Annotated in this window: 20 protein-coding genes; 2 read left to right on the forward strand and 18 right to left on the reverse strand. The window is 60.7% G+C overall.

Going from position 1 to position 21,364, the window contains the following annotated elements; translation table 11 throughout:
- Positions 1 to 55: 55 nt before the first annotated feature.
- The 10 genes from phnP to phnF all read right to left on the reverse strand — a co-directional run bounded on the left by phnP (position 56) and on the right by phnF (position 7,703).
- Positions 56 to 826, reverse strand: coding sequence for a phosphonate metabolism protein PhnP (phnP, locus tag AC6I8V_RS12600; protein WP_497842588.1), 771 nt, complete (start codon positions 824 to 826; stop codon positions 56 to 58).
- Positions 823 to 1,359 carry a ribose 1,5-bisphosphokinase gene (gene phnN / locus AC6I8V_RS12605; RefSeq protein ID WP_497842589.1) on the reverse strand — a complete coding sequence of 179 codons (537 nt, stop codon included), beginning with the start codon at positions 1,357 to 1,359 and terminating at the stop codon, positions 823 to 825. Before phnN ends, phnP begins: the two co-directional genes overlap by 4 nt.
- The gene (phnM, locus tag AC6I8V_RS12610) at positions 1,359 to 2,495 is read right to left on the reverse strand and encodes an alpha-D-ribose 1-methylphosphonate 5-triphosphate diphosphatase (protein WP_497842590.1); all 1,137 of its coding nucleotides are present in this window, start codon (positions 2,493 to 2,495) and stop codon (positions 1,359 to 1,361) included. The genes phnN and phnM overlap by 1 nt, the downstream gene beginning before the upstream one ends.
- The gene (gene phnL, locus AC6I8V_RS12615; RefSeq protein WP_497842591.1) at positions 2,492 to 3,196 is read right to left on the reverse strand and encodes a phosphonate C-P lyase system protein PhnL; all 705 of its coding nucleotides are present in this window, start codon (positions 3,194 to 3,196) and stop codon (positions 2,492 to 2,494) included. The genes phnM and phnL overlap by 4 nt, the downstream gene beginning before the upstream one ends.
- 104 nt (positions 3,197 to 3,300) lie before the next feature.
- Positions 3,301 to 4,062: a phosphonate C-P lyase system protein PhnK gene (phnK, locus tag AC6I8V_RS12620; protein ID WP_497842592.1), complete on the reverse strand. Its 762-nt coding sequence runs from the start codon at positions 4,060 to 4,062 to the stop codon at positions 3,301 to 3,303.
- Complete coding sequence (locus tag AC6I8V_RS12625; RefSeq protein ID WP_497845832.1) at positions 4,052 to 4,900, reverse strand: alpha-D-ribose 1-methylphosphonate 5-phosphate C-P-lyase PhnJ; 849 nt, start codon at positions 4,898 to 4,900, stop codon at positions 4,052 to 4,054. The genes phnK and AC6I8V_RS12625 overlap by 11 nt, the downstream gene beginning before the upstream one ends.
- Complete coding sequence (locus AC6I8V_RS12630) at positions 4,893 to 5,969, reverse strand: carbon-phosphorus lyase complex subunit (protein WP_497842593.1); 1,077 nt, start codon at positions 5,967 to 5,969, stop codon at positions 4,893 to 4,895. Before AC6I8V_RS12630 ends, AC6I8V_RS12625 begins: the two co-directional genes overlap by 8 nt.
- Positions 5,969 to 6,544 carry a phosphonate C-P lyase system protein PhnH gene (phnH, locus tag AC6I8V_RS12635; RefSeq protein WP_497842594.1) on the reverse strand — a complete coding sequence of 192 codons (576 nt, stop codon included), beginning with the start codon at positions 6,542 to 6,544 and terminating at the stop codon, positions 5,969 to 5,971. The genes AC6I8V_RS12630 and phnH overlap by 1 nt, the downstream gene beginning before the upstream one ends.
- Positions 6,544 to 6,990: a phosphonate C-P lyase system protein PhnG gene (gene phnG / locus AC6I8V_RS12640; RefSeq protein ID WP_497842595.1), complete on the reverse strand. Its 447-nt coding sequence runs from the start codon at positions 6,988 to 6,990 to the stop codon at positions 6,544 to 6,546. Before phnG ends, phnH begins: the two co-directional genes overlap by 1 nt.
- Positions 6,987 to 7,703 carry a phosphonate metabolism transcriptional regulator PhnF gene (gene phnF, locus AC6I8V_RS12645; protein WP_497842596.1) on the reverse strand — a complete coding sequence of 239 codons (717 nt, stop codon included), beginning with the start codon at positions 7,701 to 7,703 and terminating at the stop codon, positions 6,987 to 6,989. Before phnF ends, phnG begins: the two co-directional genes overlap by 4 nt.
- A 312-nt stretch (positions 7,704 to 8,015) precedes the next feature.
- On the opposite strand from phnF, the gene AC6I8V_RS12650 reads away from it, so the two are divergent.
- Together AC6I8V_RS12650 and AC6I8V_RS12655 are read left to right on the forward strand one after the other, a co-directional pair.
- Positions 8,016 to 10,184, forward strand: a complete 2,169-nt coding sequence (locus AC6I8V_RS12650) for a putative bifunctional diguanylate cyclase/phosphodiesterase (protein WP_497842597.1) — start codon at positions 8,016 to 8,018, stop codon at positions 10,182 to 10,184.
- Positions 10,185 to 11,126: 942 nt separating this feature from the next.
- Positions 11,127 to 11,591 carry a transposase gene (locus tag AC6I8V_RS12655; RefSeq protein ID WP_497842598.1) on the forward strand — a complete coding sequence of 155 codons (465 nt, stop codon included), beginning with the start codon at positions 11,127 to 11,129 and terminating at the stop codon, positions 11,589 to 11,591.
- Between the two features lie 21 nt (positions 11,592 to 11,612).
- Here the strand turns inward: AC6I8V_RS12655 and AC6I8V_RS12660 are convergent, their stop codons facing one another.
- From AC6I8V_RS12660 to AC6I8V_RS12695, 8 genes are all read right to left on the reverse strand, one after another.
- Positions 11,613 to 12,455: an oxidoreductase gene (locus tag AC6I8V_RS12660; protein ID WP_497842599.1), complete on the reverse strand. Its 843-nt coding sequence runs from the start codon at positions 12,453 to 12,455 to the stop codon at positions 11,613 to 11,615.
- 111 nt (positions 12,456 to 12,566) lie between these two features.
- A complete protein-coding gene (locus AC6I8V_RS12665) occupies positions 12,567 to 14,540 on the reverse strand; it encodes a hydantoinase B/oxoprolinase family protein (protein ID WP_497842600.1) in 1,974 nt (657 codons plus the stop codon).
- Between the two features lies 1 nt (position 14,541).
- Entirely contained in the window at positions 14,542 to 16,590 is a 2,049-nt protein-coding gene (locus tag AC6I8V_RS12670; protein ID WP_497842601.1) for a hydantoinase/oxoprolinase family protein, read from the reverse strand.
- Between the two features lie 15 nt (positions 16,591 to 16,605).
- The gene (locus AC6I8V_RS12675) at positions 16,606 to 17,052 is read right to left on the reverse strand and encodes a GNAT family N-acetyltransferase (protein ID WP_497842602.1); all 447 of its coding nucleotides are present in this window, start codon (positions 17,050 to 17,052) and stop codon (positions 16,606 to 16,608) included.
- 884 nt (positions 17,053 to 17,936) lie between these two features.
- On the reverse strand, positions 17,937 to 18,104 hold the full coding sequence (locus AC6I8V_RS12680) for a hypothetical protein (protein WP_497842603.1): 168 nt from the start codon (positions 18,102 to 18,104) through the stop codon (positions 17,937 to 17,939).
- 39 nt (positions 18,105 to 18,143) lie between these two features.
- Positions 18,144 to 18,656, reverse strand: a complete 513-nt coding sequence (locus tag AC6I8V_RS12685; protein WP_497842604.1) for an Lrp/AsnC family transcriptional regulator — start codon at positions 18,654 to 18,656, stop codon at positions 18,144 to 18,146.
- A 141-nt stretch (positions 18,657 to 18,797) separates the two neighbouring features.
- Positions 18,798 to 20,114, reverse strand: coding sequence for a 4-aminobutyrate--2-oxoglutarate transaminase (gabT, locus tag AC6I8V_RS12690; protein WP_497842605.1), 1,317 nt, complete (start codon positions 20,112 to 20,114; stop codon positions 18,798 to 18,800).
- A 113-nt stretch (positions 20,115 to 20,227) separates the two neighbouring features.
- Positions 20,228 to 21,361, reverse strand: coding sequence for a M20 aminoacylase family protein (locus tag AC6I8V_RS12695; protein WP_497845833.1), 1,134 nt, complete (start codon positions 21,359 to 21,361; stop codon positions 20,228 to 20,230).
- Positions 21,362 to 21,364 lie beyond the last annotated feature (3 nt).

Genomic DNA, 21,364 nt, shown 5'->3' on the forward strand with positions numbered 1-21,364 from the left:
TAATTGCCCGCTTATTACGGCCAAATGCGATGAACGTCTGATGACAGCCAAATGATCAAACAGTGACAGCGTGCGCTAAGCCAAACGTCAGCTGCTGACCGTCGTGCGGCACCTGAATATTTTCCGCTAACCGATTGTTGAGCAGCCAGTTATCCATCTCGTGGCTCAGGTGCACCAGCCACGTCTGACGCGGGGCCAGCTGGTCAATAATCTGCAACGCGCGCGTTACATCGTTGTGATTACGCACGCTGGCGCGCGGGGGATCGTTACAGTCGATAATCAGCTGATCGAGAGGCTGCCCGTGCAGATATTCCGCCGTCTCCGGCGGTAATCCGCAGGTGTCGCATAGCCAGGCGAAACGGGTTCCCTGCCAGTCGAACAGATAACCGTGCGTCAGTCGGGAATGCTGCAACGGCAGCGGAGTGACCTGCAACGCGCCAAAGCGGTGCGGCACAAAGGGCGTGAGCGGCGGGCGGAAATCGAGCAGACCGGGATGTTTAAACAGGTCATCGCAGCCCTTCTCATCCGGCGGCGCCCAGACCGGAATCGGCTCCCCTTTGCCCCAACGCAGGTTAAACAGGCCTGCGACATGATCCATATGGAAGTGGGTCAGCAGAATGCGGCTCAGTTCGCCAGGCTGAAAGCGCTGCGGCAGATCGTGCCAGCCCGCATCGAGCAGGATGCGCTCGCGGCCGGTGTCGAGCAACGCGCTGGTCGGGCCGCGCGCGCGACGGGGTTCCGCCCTGGCGCGTTGACAGGCCAGGCAGTCGCAGCCAAACAGCGGCGCAGCCTGCACGCCGCCGGTGCCGAGAAAAGTCAGTTTCATGGGGGATGCTCCAGTAGCTGGCGCAGCTGCCGCAACGTATCCGCCAGCGCACCGTCGTTGTTGAGCGGAAAACTGTGCGCGGGCAGCGGTTCTGCGGCGCGCGCCAGCCGTCGGGCGATCTCGCTTTCGCTTTCACGTCCACGCTGGCGCAGACGCGCAGCCAGCACCTCAGGCGACACCTGCAACACCAGCGGCAGCAGCTGGCTGCCGTAGCGCTGCTGCGCCACTGGCAGATGCAGCCGCGATCCGTTGACCAGCACGTTCAGGCCGCGCGCCAGCCAGTGGTCAATCTCTTCGCCCAGCCCGTAACAGAGGCCATGCGCCTGCCAGCTCAGGGCGAATAACCCGAGCGCCTCGCGTCGCCGGAATTCGGCCTCGCTCAGCGCCACATGGTTCTCGCCCCCGGCATCGGCCGGGCGCGTGATATAGCGATGGGCGATCACCAGTTGTGTCGGCGGCGCTTCGCGCAGCGCGTTGAGCAGGCTGTCTTTCCCCGAGCCGGAAGCCCCGGTCAGCCAGATCAGGCGCGCCATCAGAACACCAGCCTGCCCTGCGACCAGACATGACGAATATGCGGATGGCCGTGGTCGGTATGCGCCAGCACCAGGTCGGCACGCAACCCTTCGGCGATGGTGCCGCGATCCTGCAAGCCGATGGCGCGCGCCGGGTTGCGCGTCACCAGCGCCATTGCCTGCGGCAGATCCAGCGTGTTGCGCTCATCCGCCACTAAACGGAACACCGCATCAAGCAGGCTGGCCGGGTAGTAATCGGAGGAGAGGATATCCAGCAGTCCGGCGCTGGCCAGCTCCCAGGCTGCCACGTTGCCGGAGTGCGATCCGCCGCGCACGATATTGGGCGCGCCCATCAGCACCTGCATCCCACAGGCACGCGAGGCCGCCGCCGCGTCCACCGTCGTCGGGAACTCGGCGATGGCGCTGCCGACGTCATGGGACTCGGCCACATGCGCCGCGGTGGCGTCATCATGGCTGGCAATCGGAATGCCGCGCGAACGACAGAGCGCGGCGATGGCGTTGCGGTTCGGCTGCGACCACTCGGCCGCCAGCGCCAGCTGTTCGCGCTCGAACTCATCCATCTGCTCATCGTTGAGCTGATATTTGCCCTGATAATAATCGCGGTACTTCTCCAGCGAGGCATACTGGCGCTGGCCCGGCGAATGGTCCATCAGCGAGACCAGCGACAACTCCGGCGTGCTGACCAGCGCCTCAAACAGCGGCAGCGTGGTGTAATGCGGCAGCTCGCAACGCAGATGAAGCTGGTGATCAACGCGGTTCACGCCCTTGCGGTTGCTGTCGCGAATGGCATCGATCATCTTGTTGAGGTTATCCAGACGGTGTCCGCCGTCGCGCACGTCGCCCACGCCAATCGCATCCAGCACCGTGGTGATGCCGCTGGCAACCATCAGTGCGTCGTGGCTGCTCATCGCCGAATGGGCAGGCCAGTCCACTTTCGGACGCGGGGTAAAGAATTTATCGAGGTTGTCGGTGTGCAGCTCCACCAGTCCCGGCAGCAGAAACGCGCCTTCGCCATCCAGCGCACCCGGCTGCTGGCTGCGGCTGTCGCTAAAGCTGGCGATACGGCCATCGCGAATTTCCAGCGATCCGGCCACCACTTCCTGTTCCAGCACCAGACGGACGTTATTGACGATCATGCTTCTGCTCCTGTGGTTACCGGCTGCATGACGTGCAGGCGATCGGCCACACGGGCGCGCACCGCTTCGTCATGAAAAATGCCAACGATGGCGGCGCCACGGGCGCGCGCCTGCTCAATCAGTTCCACCACCGCTGCGCTGTTGGCGCTATCGAGAGAGGCGGTGGGTTCATCCAGCAGCAGCACCGGATAGTCGGCGATAAAGCCGCGCGCGATATTGACGCGCTGCTGCTCCCCGCCGGAGAAGGTGGAAGGCGCCAGCGACCACAGCCGCTGCGGCACGTTGAGACGCGTCAGCAGCTCTTTGGCGCGCTTTTCGCAGAAGGCGCGTTCCACGCCGCGTTCCAGCAGCGGTTGCATCACGATTTCCAGCGTCGGCACGCGCGGGATCACGCGCAAAAACTGGCTGACCCAGCCGACGGTATCGCGACGAATGGCGAGGATCTGGCGCGCCGGGGCCTGCGCCATATCGATCCATTCGCCCGCATGTTGCAGCCAGATATGGCCGCTGTTGGCCTGATAGTTGCCGTACAGGGCGCGCAGCAGCGTCGATTTGCCGCTGCCGGAGCGACCGTGCAGCACCACGCATTCCCCGGCGTTGACCTCCAGGCTGGCGTCCTGCAATACCGGCAGCGCCACGCCGCTCTGGTTGTGCAGCACGAAGGTTTTGCACAGATTCTCTACGCGCAATAAAGGTTGCATGTTGATGTCCTGATGTTTTTGGCGGTCGCGATAAATGGCGACCCTACAAGGAACCCAAATGTCGGGTGCGCATTGCTGCGCACCGTATAAATGGACGCACCGGGTTAGCTCAGCACCGATGAAACCAGCAGCTGGGTATAGGGATGATGCGGATCGTCCAGCACCCGATCGGTGAGGCCGCTTTCCACTACCCTGCCCTGTTTCATCACCAGCAGGCGATGCGCCAGCAGACGCGCCACGCCGAGGTCGTGGGTGACGATCACCACCGCCAGATTGAGTTCGCGCACCAGCGTGCGCAGCAGGTCGAGCAGGCGCGCCTGCACCGACACATCCAGCCCGCCCGTCGGCTCATCCATAAACACCAGCGTCGGCTGCGTAACCAGGTTGCGGGCAATCTGCAAACGCTGCTGCATCCCACCGGAGAAGGTGGTGGGCAGATCGTCAATGCGTCCGGCCGGGATCTCCACGTCCTGCAACCAGCGCATCGCCTCGCTGCGGATGTCGCCGTAGTGGCGCTGCCCCACCGCCATCAGGCGTTCACCGATATTGCCGCCCGCCGTCACCTGCGGACGCAGGCCGTCAAGCGGATGCTGATGCACCACGCCCCACTCGGTACGCAGCAGGCGACGCCGATCGCTTTCGCTCAGCTGATAAAGATCCTGATTACGATAAAGAATGTTGCCCTGCTGCGGCGTTAAACGTGCCGAGAGGCTGCGCAGCAGCGTGGTTTTGCCGGAACCGGATTCGCCGACAATCCCCAGCACTTCGCCGGGATAAAGTTCAAAACTCACCTCTTCGAAGCCTTTGCCGGGTGCATAGAGGTGGGTGAGGTTATTGACCGCAAGCAGCGGTTGTTCACTGTGCATGCTGTTGTTCCTGCTGCTGGTGGCAAAAATCGGTATCGGAGCAGACAAACATGCGCGTACCGGCGTCATCCATCACCACTTCGTCGAGATAGCTGTGGCGCGAGCCGCACAGCGCACAGGGTTCATCCCATTGCTGCACGGTAAACGGGTGATCGTCGAAGTCGAGGCTTTCCACTTTGGTGTACGGCGGCAGCGCATAGATGCGTTTCTCACGCCCGGCGCCAAACAGTTGCAGCGCGGGCATCATATGCATCTTCGGGTTGTCGAATTTGGGGATCGGCGACGGGTCCATCACGTAGCGATCGTTGACCTTCACCGGATAGGCGTAGGTGGTGGCGATATGGCCGTAGCGGGCGATATCTTCATACAGCTTGACCTGCATGATGCCGTACTCTTCCAGCGCGTGCATGGTGCGGGTTTCGGTTTCACGCGGTTCGATAAAGCGCAGCGGTTCCGGGATCGGCACCTGGAAAATCAGGATCTGATCTTCCTCCAGCGGCGTTTCCGGGATGCGGTGACGCGTCTGGATCAGCGTGGCATCAAGGGTGCGTTCGGTGGTGGCCGCGCCGCTGACGCGCTGGAAGAAACGCCGAATCGAGACCGCGTTGGTGGTATCGTCCGCGCCCTGATCAATCACCTTCAGCACATCCTGATCGCCGATAATGCTGGCGGTGATCTGAATACCGCCGGTGCCCCAGCCGTAGGGCATCGGCATTTCGCGTCCGGCAAACGGCACCTGATAACCAGGGATCGCCACCGCTTTCAGGATGGCGCGGCGGATGGTGCGTTTGGTTTGCTCATCCAGATAACCGCTGTTATAGCCGCTCAGTTCACTCATCATTCTGCTCCTGATGCTGTTGGCGCAGCCGCTTGAGCAGCTCCAGCTCCGCCTGGAAATCGACGTAGTGTGGCAACTTCAGGTGCGAGACAAAGCCCGCCGCTTCGACGTTGTCGGCGTGCGCCAGCACAAACTCCTCGTCCTGCGCCGGGCTGGTGATACGTTCCTGGTATTCGCGGGTCTGCAACGCGCGATCCACCAGCGCCATCGCCATCGCCTTACGCTCGGCACGACCAAACACCAGGCCATAGCCACGGGTGAAGTGCGGCGCGCTGTCGCCCTGGGTGGTGAAGCCGTTCACCATTTCGCATTCGGTCAGCAGGATTTCGCCAATCTCAATCTCGAAACCCAGTTCTTCCGGGCAGATGGAGACGCTGAGATAGCCGGTACGGATTTCACCGGCGAATGGATGGTTGCGACCATAGCCGCGCTGGGTTGAGTAGCCGAGCGCCAGCAGAAAGCCTTCGTCGCCGCGCACCAGCTGTTGCAGGCGCGCCGCACGGGAGGCCGGAAAGGCTGGCGGTTCGCGGGTGATATCGCATGGCTCGCTGCCGTCGTCCTCTTCACGCGCCGCCAGCCCTTCTGCGGTCATCATGCTGAACATATGCGGACAATGCTGCGCCAGCGCCTGATCGTCACGCGGCGCCGTTGGGGTTTCGCCGTTCGCCAGCAGGGTAAAATCCAGCAGGCGGTGGCTGTAGTCATAAGTCGGGCCAAGCACCTGGCCGCCGGGCAGATCTTTATACACCGCCGAGATACGACGCTCGATGCGCATCGCGTCGGTGTCTAACGCCAGGCTGTCAGCGAGGCGCGGCAGCGTGGTGCGATAGGCGCGCAGCAGGAAAATGGCTTCCACCAGATCGCCGCTCGCCTGCTTAATCGCCAGCGCCGCCAGCTGGGGATCATAGATACCGCCTTCGGTCATCACGCGATCGACCGCCAGGCCCAGCTGTTGCGCCAGCTGGTCGCACGCAACTTCCGCCAGGGCGCGATCGCCGCGGCGCAGATCGGCCTGTAATTGATGGGCGCTGGCTATCGCCTTTTCGCCCCCTTTCACCGCCACGTACATCAGCACACCTCCACGTCAGTGGTCCGCGGCAGCGCCATCATCGCTTCACCGCAGGTAAAGATGAGATCGACGCCCTGCGGGAACGGATGCGGGCGTTCACGCAGATAATGCAGAATCGCTTCCGGCAGCTGCGGCGCAATGGCGCGCGTTTCACGCAGGCCAGGCCCCGACAAACGCAGCGTCAGGCCGCCGTTCAGGGACGGAACTTCCACAATCAGCGTGGTGCTTTTTTCCGGCGACAGGTTGTCACCGGCGGCAAACTGCGAGGGGTCCGGGTTGGCGCTGGCATGAGACAGGGCGAAGGGCGCATCGCGCTCGCTGACAATCGGCACGCCGGTATGGAAACGCAGGTTGCTGCGCAGGATTTCGTTATCCACTTTGCCATCCAGCCACAACGCGCTCTCCTGATCGACCAGCGTCAGCAACACCGCCGTAGCCGCCGGTGACAGATCGCCCCAGCCCTGGGCCAGCGGCAATGCCACCATCACACCCGGCTCGCTCATCGCTTTCAGAATGCGGCGGAAAGCGCGCTGCGCGTCGGCCACCGGATGGTTAAAACTTGCCAGTAATGTCATCAGTTATCTCCGCGAACCAGCGTAAAGAAATCCACTTTGGAGCTGGCGATTTCGCGCGCGCGCAGCTGACGCTGCTCTTCACGCAGGGCCGCCAGCGGGGCAATCACTTTTTCTTCAATCAGCGCCTGTGTTTCCGGCTGCTGTAGCAGGGCATCAATCAGCGCACAACGTTCGGCATGGGCTTTGTCGCGTCCCAGCACGTAGCTGAAGCCGAGCGTGCCGTCATGCAGCTTCACCACCGCACGCGTCACCGTGGCATCGCCCATTACAAAACGGTTGCCGCTGCCACCCATACGCGCCTGCAAACGGGTCAAACCCGTTTCGGCCGGACGTACGCGTTCAAAGCTCGGGTCAAGACGCAGCGGCTGCCAGTGGGCGGCCAGCACGCTGGCGTCGCTGTGGGCCAGCACCGAGAGCCAGTTCTGGCGGGCTGTTGGTTGTTTCATTGGTGCTCCAGGGTCAGTTCAATCATGTCGCCACGCGTCAGGCTGACGGAGTATTCCGCCACCTTACCGTCGCTGTTTTTATTCAGGGTGCGCACGCACAGCAGCGGCGATTGCAGGGCAATTTCCAGCTGCTTGCACTCTTTGGCCTGTGCGCGGCGGGTGCTGATACGGGTCTGAGCGCGGGTCAGTTGCAGCCCGATATGTTGTTGCAGATGATCATGCAGCGATCCGCTGTGGAACTGTTGCAGCGCGGGCCACCAGCTCAGGTCGGATAAATAGTGGTTAATCACGCATACCGGCACGCCGTTGACGCGGCGCAGGGTGCGCAGGTGGATGACGTTGTCGCCTTCGTGGATGCCCAGCGCACTGGCGACATCGCTGCTGGCCGGACGCAGCACCGCCAGCAGACGTTCGCTGGTGGGATGGCTGCCCTGCTCCAGCAGGTTCTGGCTGAAGCGCGCCTGGGCGTGCAGCGGATAATCGTAGGGGCGCATCAGCACCAGGATGCCGACGCCGTGGCGGCGTTGCAGCAGGCCCTTGTTGACCAGCTCGTCTACCGCGCGGCGCAGCGTATGTCGGTTGACTTCATAGTGCGCAGCCAGCTGTTGCTCGGAAGGCAGATAGTCACCGCAGCGATAACGCTCCTGCAATGCCTGCTCCAGCTGCGCGGCGACCGCCTGATAAACAGTGGTCGGATGTCTGGATATCTCCATCACGATCAATACCTCACTCGCTTAAGGTTGAGGAAACGCAGCAAGAGGCGCTGCGGGATGGCGACTACCTTGACGCAGGCAAATGACAAATCCGTGACGGCTCAGTGACGTGGCGATGAATTTGTTTTAAGGCGGACAATTGAGCGCAAAACGGCAGGTCATTTAATAAAAAATTTTTAACTGTCACTGTTGTGACGGTGTTCAAAAAAATACCGCTAATTTTCACAACATTAATACACCCCTTACGCCATGCAGCTTTCCTGACTTCTGCTAAGTTAAAACATGACCCTTCCCTGTTACGCGACCTTTATAATGATTAATGCAATCAAACTGTCCGACGGTTTTCGGCGCAATTTTGTGCGTGAAGTAATTTTGCCGTTAGTGGCGATTCTGGTACTGACCTTTGCTGGCGCGGGCGCGGGCCTGTTCTGGGGCACCCGGCTGACCAATAACGAAGCGCAGGATCAGCAGCAACGCATGATTCAGGCTTCTTTCGCTCAAAGCCTGACGGAGCATTTACGCCAGCTGCGCAGCCTGACCCGCTGGGCGCCGCTGGCCGAACAACTGGCCTTATCGCAACCCAATCAACACTGGCTGGATGAGAACGTCGGCAACTGGCTGTATGAAATGTTCGACCATGAACTGGTGCTGCTGCTGGATCGCAATAATCAGCTGGTGGAGGTGTGGCGTAACGGGCAACAGGTGGCGGATCGCCAGGTGGGACCGCATGTGCAGGCGATGCTGCATAGCACGCTGGTGCGGGCCAGCGATAATGTCAGCGCCCCGCTGGATCGTGCCGACTTTGTGCGCATTGGCGATCGCGCCGCCTCACTGGCGGTGGGCGATATCAGCGCGGATGCGAGTCAGACCGGGCGCTATCGCCTGGTGAGCGTGAAATTCCTTGATGATGGCTACCTGCACGGCCTGGCGAATCGCAGCCAGCTGCGCGAGCTGCATTTTTCCAGCGATTCACCGCAGTCCGGTCCCAATGCGCACTATCTGCTGAATACGGCCCAGGGAGACCCGGTGGGGTATATCAGCTGGCAGCCGGACCGTCCTGGGGCGCAGATGCTGCGCACCATCGGCCCCTCTACCCTGCTTTCGGTGATGATGATTACCCTGGTGTGTCTGTTTATGGTTCGGCGCATCTGGACCTCGTCGCTGAACCTGTCGCAGTTGCTGCTCCGGCTGGGGGCCAGCGAAGCCCAGGCGCAGCATCTGGCATTCCATGATGTGCTGACCGGTTTACCCAATCGCTCGCTGGTGGAAGATCGTCTCAACCAGGCGCTGGCGATGGCGGCGCGTTATGACCATCGCGTCGCGCTGCTGTTAATCGATCTCGATCGCTTTAAAAATATCAACGACACCTACGGCCATCACGCGGGCGATGATTTGATTATCGAGGTGGCGCACCGCCTGAACAGTCTGGTGCGCGCCAGCGATTCAGTGGGCCGCATTGGCGGCGACGAATTTATTATCGTGATGCCGGATGTGGAGAATATTGGTCAGGTGCAGGCGCTGGCGAAGCGCATCATCAGCAGCCTGAGCGAGCCTTATCTGTTGTTTGGCAGCGAAGTCTGGATCGGCACCAGCATCGGCCTGGCGCTGGCGCCGAAAGACGGGCTGGATCGTCAGGAGCTGATGCGCAAAGCGGATATCGCGCTGTATGAGGCCAAAAATGGCGGGCGCGGCCAGTATCGCCAGTTTGAACGGGCGATGGATGAGTCACTGCGCACCCGGCAGCAGATTGCGGCCGATCTGCGTCAGGCGCTGCTGCATTTTGATGGGCTGGCGGTGTGGTATCAGCCGCTGATGGAGATCAGCGGCCAGCGTGTGGTCGGACTTGAAGCGCTGCTGCGCTGGCACCACCCGACGCGCGGCGAAGTGTCGCCGGGCGAGTTTATCGCCATCGCCGAAGAGACCGGGTTGATTATCCCGCTTGGCGAATGGGTGTTGCGCGAAGCCTGTAAAACGTCGCTGCGGATGCCGCAGCTGATTGTTGCGGTCAACGTCTCGCCGGTGCAGTTCCGCGCCAGCGGCTTTGTCGATCGCATTATCGAGATCGTGCAATCAGAAGGTGCAGATCCACAACGCATGGAGCTGGAGATCACCGAAGGGGTGCTGATTGAGGACGAACACGAGGCGCGTAACAATATCATCGCGCTGCGCCACGCCGGTTTCCGCATCGCACTGGATGACTTCGGCACCGGCTATTCCAGCCTGAATTACCTCAGTTCCTTCCCGGTGGACAAGATCAAGATTGATCGCTCCTTTACTCAGTCGCTGGGTGTAGCGCAAAACTCCGCCGCGATTGTCGAATCGGTGGTGCGGCTGGGCCATGCCATGGGCCTGACCGTCACCGCCGAAGGGGTCGAAACCGAAGGCCAGATGAGCGCTCTGGCCGATGCGGGCTGCAATCAGTTGCAGGGATATCTGTTTAGCCAGGCAGTGCCGATCGAGGAGATTGAGCGAATGGTGTGAGGTCAGGTGCGCATCAATCCGTCTTCCCTATCGTGCGGTCATTAACACGGTGCGCATTAATGCGCACCCTACGGGGTGTAGGGTCGGCATTTATGCCGACCGTATAGAAAACCGCACGTAATATGGCGTGCATCAATGCGTCTTCCCTATCGTGCGGTCATTAACCCGGTGCGCATCAATGCGCACCCTACGGGATGTAGGGTCGGCATTTATGCCGACCATATAGAAAACCGCACGTAATATGGCGTGCATCAATGCGTCATCCCTATCGTGCGTTCATTAACCCGGTGCGCATTAATGCGCACCCTACGGGATGTAGGGTCGGCATTTATGCCGACCATATAGAAAACCGCACGTAATATGGCGTGCATCAATGCGTCTTCCCTATCGTGCGGTCATTAACACGGTGCGCATTAATGCGCACCCTACGGGGTGTAGGGTCGGCATTTATGCCGACCATATAGAAAACCGCACGTAATATGGCGTGCATCAATGCGTCTTCCCTATCGTGCGGTCATTAACACGGTGCGCATAAATGCGCACCCTACGGGGTGTAGGGTCGGCATTTATGCCGACCGTATAGAAAACCGCACGTAATATGGCGTGCATCAATGCGTCTTCCCTATCGTGCGGTCATTAACACGGCGCGCATTAATGCGCACCCTACGGGATGTAGGGTCGGCATTTATGCCGACCGTATAGAAAACCGCACGTAATATGGCGTGCATCAATGCGTCATCCCTATCGTGCGTTCATTAACCCGGTGCGCATTAATGCGCACCCTACGGGATGTAGGGTCGGCATTTATGCCGACCGGGTCAAAATCCACATGCAATATCCCGCAAAATTAAATATTTAACGGAATCTCTGTTCCGATAACCCCTTCCCACGCTCGACCTGCTGAAAACGCGCTATCACACTCGTGTGGGCAGGGAGGCACTGATGAAAAACCGCAAATATCCACGTCTGAAATATTATGACTACCGCAGGGCGGGCGCTTATTTTGTTACCCTCGTCTGCCATCAGCGCGCGCCGTTGTTTGGGCACATTGATTCAGGCCAGATGCTGCCAACGGCATTAGGTGAACTCGTCGGCCGTGAATGGCAGGAACTTCCCCGCAGGCACGCATCTCGGCTAAAGATTGATGCTTACATTCTGATGCCGAACCATCTGCATGGCATTCTCTGGCTGGAGGAGGCGGGTGCGCGTTCGCTCTGCGACATCATTAGCCTGTTCAAAGCGGGTGTGACGCGGCAGGCGCAGATAAAAATCTGGCAGCGCAGTTTTTATGATCGCGTGGTGCGCAATGAGCAGGACCTATTACAATTCCGCCAATATATTCAGCAGAATCCACTGCGCTGGGAGCTGGATAGGTTTCATATCTGCCAGGATTATCGGTGCGCATAAATGCGCACCGTGCATGGGCGGTTACGCAGGAAAATCCGTATCAATCGACGTCTGTTTCCACGCCTCGATTTGGGCCAGACGCTCCTTCAGTTTATTGGTCACGGCATCGTAGCCCCAGGCGCCCATAACCAGATGGCGCGGTGGGTTGGCGTGTTCGGTGATGGCGATCATCGCGGACGCCGCGCGTGCCGGATCGCCAGCCTGAGTACCGCTGTATTCCGAGGTGGCTTTCATCCGTGCGGCTGCGGTGTCGGCATATTCCGGCAGTTTGCTCGGCGTCTGGTGTAGCGAACGTCCGGCCCAGTCGGTGCGGAAGGGGCCAGGTTCGACGCAGGTCACACGAATACCCAGCGGTGCCGTTTCCAGCGCCAGCGAATCAGACCAGCCCTCCACCGCGTGTTTGCTGGCGGAGTAATAACCGGAGCTGGGGAAGCCAATAAAACCGGCCACCGAGGTGATGTTGATGACATGACCACGGCGCGCTTTGCGCATGGCTGGCAGGATGGCGCGCGTCAGGGCGAACAGACCAAAGACGTTGGCATCAAATTGCGCGCGGATCTCCTGCTCATCGCCCTCTTCGACCGAACTTTGATAGCCGTAACCGGCGTTATTCACCAGCACATCAACGCTGCCGAATTTCGCCAGCGCCTGTTGCACCGCCTGATCAATACTCGCCTGCTGCGTCACATCGAGCGCCACCGCCAGCGCGTTGCTGTGGCCTTCCACCAGATCCTGCACTTTCGCCGGGTCACGGGCGGTCACCACGGTATTGAAACCGCGCGCAATCGCCTGCTGCGCCAGTTCACGACCAAAGCCGGTTGAACAGCCGGAAATAAACCATACCGGATTTTTATCGGTTGCCATGCTGAGACTCTCCTGTAATCACAGACGCCCGCTGATGCTGCCATCGGGCAAAGAGTCTAAGCCTGGCAGGTGACGCGACCGGCGATTAGCGCTGCGTGCGCCACCGGTTTGTCACGCCGTCATTGCCGGATACCGTTGACGTAACTCACTGAATATCTGGCGCATCTGCGCATCCAGCCCCTGCTCTGCCGCCGTACCGGCCGCCACCGCGCTGAACACCTGCTGCTTAAGGAAATGACGCCAGCCCACCGGGGCGGCCGCCAGAAAGGCCGTCAGCAACTGGTAGCGTGCCGGGGTCCAGACAGCTTCAAACGCGTTACGCGCCGCGCCGTGGTCAAAATGCGCCGTCGCCTGCTGGCGCAGCTCACGGCGTAAATCCGCGGTGGCGACCTCATCAATCTCGCCATCGACAATAGCCACGCCATACTGGCTGCGCGCCGCCGCCGCGCTGACAAAACCGCAGCGCACATCCTGAAGTACCGCCTGCGCATCACGCTGCATCGGCAGACCGTAGCCCCCCGCCCCTGGCCCGCGAACCTCAACGATATCCCCCGGCTGACACCGGATCACATCGGTGTTGCCATGTTCGATCACCGTATCGCCGCGCCGGGTGCGGAAGTGCGACAGCCCCCCGGCTACGCCGCCCAAAACCCCGGCCGAGGCGAATACCGAGCGGTTGCGATTCCGCGCGGTGACCAGCGTATCCGGAGCGAAGATCTCAAAGGTCATCTCGGTGGCTAAGCCGCCGCGATAACGCCCGGCACCGGCGCTGTCTGCCGCCAGACCGTAACGATGGAAGTGGATCGGCACCTCGGCTTCGTTGATCTCTATGGGGGTGTTTTTCAGGAAGGCCGACAGGCCGCCGGAACCATCTGGCCCGTCGTGGCGCGGCGTGCCCCCGGCTCCGCCGCCCACCGGACCGAGCGACGCCACCACGCTGCGATTGGCGGCATCGCTGGTACGAATATTCATGATCGAGTTACCGCCCGGCGAGTTAGCCGGCAGTCGATCCGGCATCGCCAGCGAGAACACGCCAACGGTAGCGATCTGCGATAACGCACAGGTCAGCGAACGCATCCCCACCGCCGCCGGTGCTTCACAGTTCATCACCGTGCCCGGCGGCAGAATGGCGCGCGTAGGTCGCAGCGTTCCGGCGTTCAGCAGCAGATGACGATCCAGCGTCGCCAGCACATAGGTCACGCCCACCAGCGCCAGCGGATGACGTTCGCGCCCGCCGGTCGGCATATTCAGCGACGACGCCAGCTGCGGATCGCTGCCGGTGTAATCCAGCTCCAGCGTCTCGCCCTGCACGCGCAGGGTGATCGCCACCCGACACGGGAAACCGCCTTCGCCATCTTCATCGGCAAAGTCGGCATAGAAATATTCGCCATCGGGGATGGTGGCGATAATGCTGCGCGCCTGGCGCTCGGCGTAATCCAGTATCCCTTCAATGCCCTGCACAAAATCATCCACGCCAAAGCGGGCGATGATGTCGTGGATCTTGCGCTCGCCGATGTTGACCGAGGCGAGCTGCGCTTTGAAGTCTCCCCAGTTCTGATCCGGCACGCGCACGTTGAGGCGCATAATCCGCGCCACCTCTTCATTCAATTCACCGTTGCGCACGATTTTTAACGGCGGGATGCGGATACCTTCCTGCACGATATCGGTAAGGGAACGCGACAGCGAGGCGGGCACAGCGCCGCCGACGTCGGTGTTATGGATATGGCCGACGACAAAACAGACGATAGCGCCCTGATGGAACACCGGTTTCCAGATATGGATATCCGGCGAGTGCGTCGCCACGTTTCCGGCATAGGCGTCGTTGGTAATGCAGATGTCGCCTTCATCGTAGTGGTCGATCAACGCCAGCACCGGGCCGTAATCAATGCCGCTGTACCAGGGCGCGCCGAAACTGCGCGGCGACGCAAACGCCAGCCCATCCCGGCTGACGATCTGGCAGGAGAAATCTTCCGTCTCTTTGACAAAGGTGGAGTGCGCAGTGCGCATCAGGGTAAACGCCATCGCATCGGCGGCCGCCGCGCAGTAGTTGGCGAGAATTTGCAGGTTACGTCCGTCAATCGCCATCTCAGTGCGCCTCCACGGGGGTAATCAGTAAGTTGCCAAAGGTATCGACCCGCACCTGCATCTGTGGCGGCACGCAGGTGGTGCAGTCGTCCTGCGCGATGATCACCGGCCCGGCCAGCTGATGTCCGGCACCCAGGCTGGCACGCAGCACCACGTCCACCTGATGTTGCGCGCCGTCGATCCAGGCGCTGACCTGCTTCGCCACTACGACCGGCCCGCTGGAGGCAGCCAGACGATTCAGCGTCGGTTTCGGCGTGGGCGAGGCAATCACCAGCCGCAGGTTGATAATCTGCACCGGCGCGCTGGCATCGTAATGACCAAACAGCTGCTGATGCTGGCGGTCAAAGGCGTCATGCAGCGCCGTGACATTGGCCTGCGCCAGCCAGGCTTCATCCAGCGCCACTTCAATTTCAAACGACTGGCCGCGATAACGCATATCGGCGCTGTAGCTCAGGGTGAACGGCATATCGGCACCGTGCTGTTCACTCAGCCAGCCGCGCGCCCGCTGGCTCAGCGTCTGCGCTTCCGTCGCCAGCTTATCGGCTAACACGCTATCGAGATCGCTGTACAGGGTGCGGATAAAGTCGTTGCGGATATCGGCCACCAGCCCGCCCAGCGCCGAGAGTACGCCCGGCGTCGGGGGCACAATCACGCCGCGCATATTCAGCTCGCGCGCGAGGAAGCAGCCCATCATCGGACCGGCCCCGCCAAAGGCGAGGAACCAGAATTCACGCGGGTCGAGGCCAAAGCGCGACAGCAACCCGCTGGTATCGCTGTACATGCTGGAGATCGCCAGCTCAATGGCTGTTTCGGCCGTCTGTTCCACCGAAATATTGAGCGCATCAGCCAGCGGCTGCCAGGCGGCACGCGCGGCGGCGACATCCACCTGCACCGCGTTGTAGCCGAGATCGCCGTGACCGATCATGCCGCAGGCGGCAAAGGCATCGGTGGCGGTAGGCTGGGTGCCGCCACGCTGGAAGCACACCGGCCCCGGCAGCGAACCGGCGCTGTCTGGCCCCATATGCAGCACACCCTGATTATCGATCCATGCCAGCGAACCGCCGCCCTGCCCGACGGAGGTCACCGCCACCGACGGAATATAGATCGGGAAATCCCCGATGATCTCGCCGTTGCCCTGCGCCACCTGACCATCAATGATCACCGCCACATCGGCGCTGGTGCCGCCAATATCGAGGCTGAGGATTTTGTCAAAACCGCAGGCGCTGGCGAGGAAGCTGGCCCCGATAACGCCGGATGCGGTGCCCGACAGCACCATCTGCACGCATTCGCTTTTCGCCTGCTCCACCCCCATCACGCCGCCGTTGGATTTGGTGATACGTGGCGGCACCGTCACCCCCATGGTTTTCAGCGCGCGCTCAAAGGAGGAGAGATAATTGATTACCATCGGCTGCACATAGGCGTTGATGGTAGCGGTGATGGTGCGTTCGTATTCGCGGATGATGGGCCAGATATCGGCTGAACAGGAGGCCAGCAGCTCCGGCGCCTGTTCATTGATGATGGCTTTCACCGTCGCTTCATTGTGGCGATTGCGGTAGCTGTGCAGCAGCGCCACCACGATGCCCTGGCAACCGGCCGCACGGGCGGCGGCGATGGCGTCGAGCACGCTTTGCCGATCCACCTCATGCAGCACCGTGCCGTGACGGTCGGTACGCTCTTTGATGGCAAACACCCGGTCGCGGGAAATTAGCGGCGCTGGCCGGCGTGAGAACAGATCGTGAATATGCGGGATTTTCAGCCGCGCCAGCTCCAGCACATCGCAGAAACCGTCGGTGGCAAACAGCGCCAGCCTGACGCCGCGTCGCTGGATCACCGCGTTGATGCCCACCGTGGTGCCGTGGGTGAAGTAATCAATTTGCTGCGGCGCGATGCCATCGCGCTGCGCCAGCTGGGTCAGCCCGGTGAGAATTTCACTGCCGGGCTGATCCGGCCGCGACAACACTTTTAAGGTGTGGATCTGATTAGTCTGCTCATTCAGCACGGCGAAATCGGTAAAGGATCCGCCAATATCTACGCCAACGCGGTAACCCATGGTGTGTATCCGTTATCAGGCAGGAGGAAATTCCATCAGCTTGTGCGGGTCCTGCACCACGCGCCAGCCGAGGCGCTGGTACAGCTGATGGGCATCATTGGTAGAAAGCATCCAGCGGTGCACCGTTTGTAACTCCGGGTGCGCCCGCACGCAGGTCGCCAGCCAGCTGCCCAGCCCGTGCCCACGCCAGTTTTCGTCGATTATCACGTCACACAGCCAGCCAAAACGGGTGTAGTCCGTCACCAGCCGGGCGAAGCCAATTTGCTGCTGCTGATGATAGAGACCAAACGGCAGCGACCCGGCAATGGCGCGTTCCGTTTTGGCGCGCGGCTGACCTTTGGCCCAGTACGAACGTTCCGCCAGCTGGAAATGAATCCAGTCGAGATCGAGGCGCTGACGTTCGGTGGAGAGGGTGAACTCATCGCGCTGCCACTGCTGGTCAGGAATGGTTAAGGCAATCATGGCAACTCCTTGTAACGTGTTGAATTGAGTCTATAGGCGAGTGGTCAGACGGCGTGGCTGAAGCCACGGCCTGAACAGACAGGATAAAGGGAATTTTGCGCGGTGAAGAAATTTTATGCTGTGCTCGGCCAGGAGCGCATTAATGCGCTCCCTGCGTGTAGGGTCGGCATTGATGCCGACCGGGATTGGATGCCACATCGACAAGGAGCGCATTAATGCGCTCCCTGCGTGTAGGGTCGGCATTCATGCCAACCGGGGTTGAATGCCACATCGACAAGGAGCGCATTAATGCGCTCCCTACGCGTAGGGTCGGCATTGATGCCGACCGGGGTTGAATGCCACATCGACAAGGAGCGCATCAATGCGCTCCCTGCGTGTAGGGTCGGCATTGATGCCGACCGGGGTTGAATGCCACATCGACAAGGAGCGCATTAATGCGCTCCCTACGCGTAGGGTCGGCATTGATGCCGACCGGGGTTGAATGCCACATCGGCCAGGAGCGCATCAATGCGCTCCCTACACGTAGGGTCGGCATTGATGCCGACCGGGGTTGAATGCCACATCGACAAGGAGCGCATTAATGCGCTCCCTACGGCGTAGGGTCGGCATTAATGCCGACCGGGGTTGAATGCCACATCGGCCAGGAGCGCATAAATGCGCTCCCTACACGTAGGGTCGGCATTGATGCCGACCGGGATTGGATGCCACATCGACAAGGAGCGCATAAATGCGCTCCCTACAGCGTAGGGTCGGCATTGATGGTGACCGGGAGTGGATGCCGCATCGGCAAGGAGCGCATAAATGCGCTCCCTACGGCGTAGGGTCGGCATTGATGGTGACCGGGAGTGGATGCCGCATCGGCAAGGAGCGCATAAATGCGCTCCCTACAGCGTAGGGTCGGCATTGATGCCGACCGGGGTTGGATGCCACATCGGCCAGGAGCGCATCAATGCGCTCCCTGCGGCGTAGGGTCGGCATTGATGCCGACCGGGGTTGGATGCCACATCGGCCAGGAGCGCATCAATGCGCTCCCTGCGGCGTAGGGTCGGCATTGATGCCGACCGGGATTTCAGCTGCGCGTCAACCCAGAGCTACACCCCAAATTCTACCGAGTTCTGCTTCGCGATCAGCGACCTCAGCGGCACGCTGCTTTTCATAATCGGCGATTTAATCACGATATAACTGAAATATTTATCAATGCCGATTTGCGCATCGAGCATCTTCTCGATCACTTCCTGATAATGCTCAATGCTGCGGGTAATAAAGCGCAGCAGATAGTCATAACCGCCAGTGATCAGATGACACTCCATCAGCTCATCCACATCGCGCACCGCGTTTTCGAATTTAATAAAATCTTCGCGGCGATGGCCGGAGAGGGTGACTTCGGTAAATACCGTCACCGAGTCGGTAATTTTGGTGAGATTAATATGTGCTTCATAACCGGTGATAAAACCGGCCTGTTCCAGTCGTTTCACCCGTTGCAGGCAGGGGCTGGGTGAAAGACCTACGGCGTCGGCCAGATTGACGTTGCTGATACGGCCATCTTTTTGTAGTTGCACCAGGATGTTGATGTCGATGCGGTCGAGTTTCATTAAGCCGTTCATAGCACCCCTCATTGTTGACCAACCGTGCAGGTTATCCCGATGGTATATCACGCTTTAACGTGGCTGCGCCAGCACTGACGCACGCCACGATTTTCGGGAAGCCTGAGAATAATTCCAGCAATATCAATGAGGAAGCCGGATTTATCCGAGTCGGCCACTGGCTCGTGCCAGCGCGATATCAAAGATATGCAGCGCTTCTTCCAGTTGCGAATCAGTGGTGACCAGCGGGGCCAGGAAACGGATGGTGTTGCGGTGGATACCACATTTAATCAGCAGCAGGCCCTCCTGACAGGCGCAGTCGAGGATTTTCTGCGTCATCGCCGCATCAGGACGCTGGGTTTCGAAATCGATAATCTCGACCGCCTGCATAAAGCCCACGCCACGCACATCGCCGATGCAGGCATATTTTTCCGCCAGCTGTTGCAGATGCGCATTCAGCTTGTCACCCAGCTGATTACTGCGCGCCAGCAGGTTGTCATTTTCCAGCAGATCCAGCACCGCCAGCGCCGCCGCACAGCCCAGCGCGTTGCCGCCATAAGTGCCGCCGAGACCGCCCGGCAGCGGCGCATCCATAATCGCGGCTTTGCCCACGACGCCGGAGATCGGCAGGCCGCCACCCAGACTTTTCGCCACGGTGATCAGATCCGGCGTGATAGCCAGATGCTGGAAGGCAAACATCTTGCCGGTGCGACCAAAACCGGTCTGCACTTCATCACAAATCAACAGGATGCCGTGTTTCTCGGTGATGCGACGCAGCGCCTGCATAAAGCTGGCGCCCGCTGGCAGGAACCCGCCATCGCCCTGTACCGGCTCGATAATGATCGCCGCCACGCGCTCCGGCGCAATCTGCACCGCGAACAGCTGGTCGAGGGCTTTCAGACAATCCTCGTCGCTGACGCCGTGAAACGCATTCGGGAACGGCAGTCGGTACACCTCACCGGGGAACGGACCGAAATTCTGTTTGTAAGGCTGACTCATGCCGGTCAGCGTGCAGCCGAGCAGCGTACGGCCATGAAAGGCACCGTCGAAGGCGATAATGCCGGAACGCTGAGTATGGGCGCGGGCAATTTTCACCGCATTTTCTACCGCTTCCGCGCCGCTGGTGAAGAACACGCTTTTAAAGGGTTCACCCTCACCCACCAGTTGATTCAGCCGCTGCGCCAGTTCGATATAGCCCGGATAGGCCACCACCTGGAAACAGGCGTGCGATACCAGGCCCAGCTGTTTCGTCACCGCATTGACCACCGCCGGGTGGTTATGGCCGACGTTGAGCACGCCGATACCGCCGACGAAATCGAGGTAACGATTGCCCTCCACGTCCCACACTTCGCTGCCCTTAGCCCGCTCGATCACCAGCGGATGTGCGGTGACCACGCCACGCGGCACATGCTGCTCACGCGCGTCCAGTAACAGGCTGTTATCGGAATATGTTTGCTGTTCCGCCATGACATTCTGCATTTTTAACCCTCATCCACGTAACGTTCGGTTGGCTCAAGTATCGCAACCCGTTGGTTTCTCACGCTGCCGTAATTGCCGGGGCAGCGGCATTTCCTGTTAAAATCGCCTGGCTTTCAGCAGGGAAATTCTGCACGCAGCGCATGGCGGGCAATGGCCGTCAGCGCTTCAATGCCGTGCGGGATCAGTGCGTCGTTGAAATCAAAGGCGGAGTGATGCAGTGGCTGGCTCGGCGCGGAACCAATCCACAGGTAGGCTCCCCGGCAGGCCTGCAACATAAAGGCAAAATCTTCCGAGGTCAGCGCCGGTTGTCTGGCGAGCTGTGCCGTCATGCCCGCCTGCTGCACCGCCTCCAGCGCCAGCTGCGCTTCGGCTGCGCTGTTGAGGGTGGCCGGGTAGTAGCGCAGATAGCTGACGTCAGCGCTCAGGCCGTGGGCGGCGGTGACGTGCCGGGCCATCTCACGCAGACGGCTTTCGATGATGTCCTGCGCTGCCGGACTAAAGGTGCGCACCGTGCCGGTGATGCTGGCTTCCGCCGGGATCATATTGTGTGAGAAACCGCCCTGCATCCGCGTCACGCTCAGCAGCGCCGGTTCGCACGGGTCGAGCGCGCGCGCCACCAGGGTGTTAAGTGCCACCACCAGTTCGCTGGTCGCCAGCAGCGTATCGCGTGTCAGATGCGGCTGCGCCGCATGGCCGCCGCCGCCTTTAACGGTGATATCAAAACGATCCGCCGCCGCCATAATCGGTCCCGGACGGGTTTGCACCTCTCCCAGCGGCAGTTCCGGCCAGTTGTGCAGCGCGTAGACCGCATCGCACGGGAAACGGCTAAACAGGCCAGCGTCGATCATCGCTTTGGCACCCGCCAGCCCCTCTTCCGCAGGCTGGAAGATAAACACCAGCGTGCCGTCGAAATCCCCCTGCTGCGCCAGCACGGCGGCGGCACCCAGCAGCATCACCGTGTGTCCATCGTGGCCGCAGGCATGGCAGATGCCCTCGTGGGTACTTTTCCACGGCTGGCTGCCGTTATCCTGCATCGGCAACGCATCCATATCAGCGCGCAGGCCAATCACCCGCCTACCCGTGCCGCGCTTCAGCACCCCCACCACGCCGGTTTCTCCGATGCCGTGATGCACCTCAATCCCCAGCTCGGTCAGCCGCTGTGCCACGATAGCGCTGGTACGTTTTTCCTGATAACCCAGCTCGGGATGGGCGTGCAGATCCCGTCGCAGAGCGACTAATTGTTCCAGTTG

It is taken from the genome of Pantoea sp. X-Soil-TKNS-1207 (genome assembly GCF_059730485.1).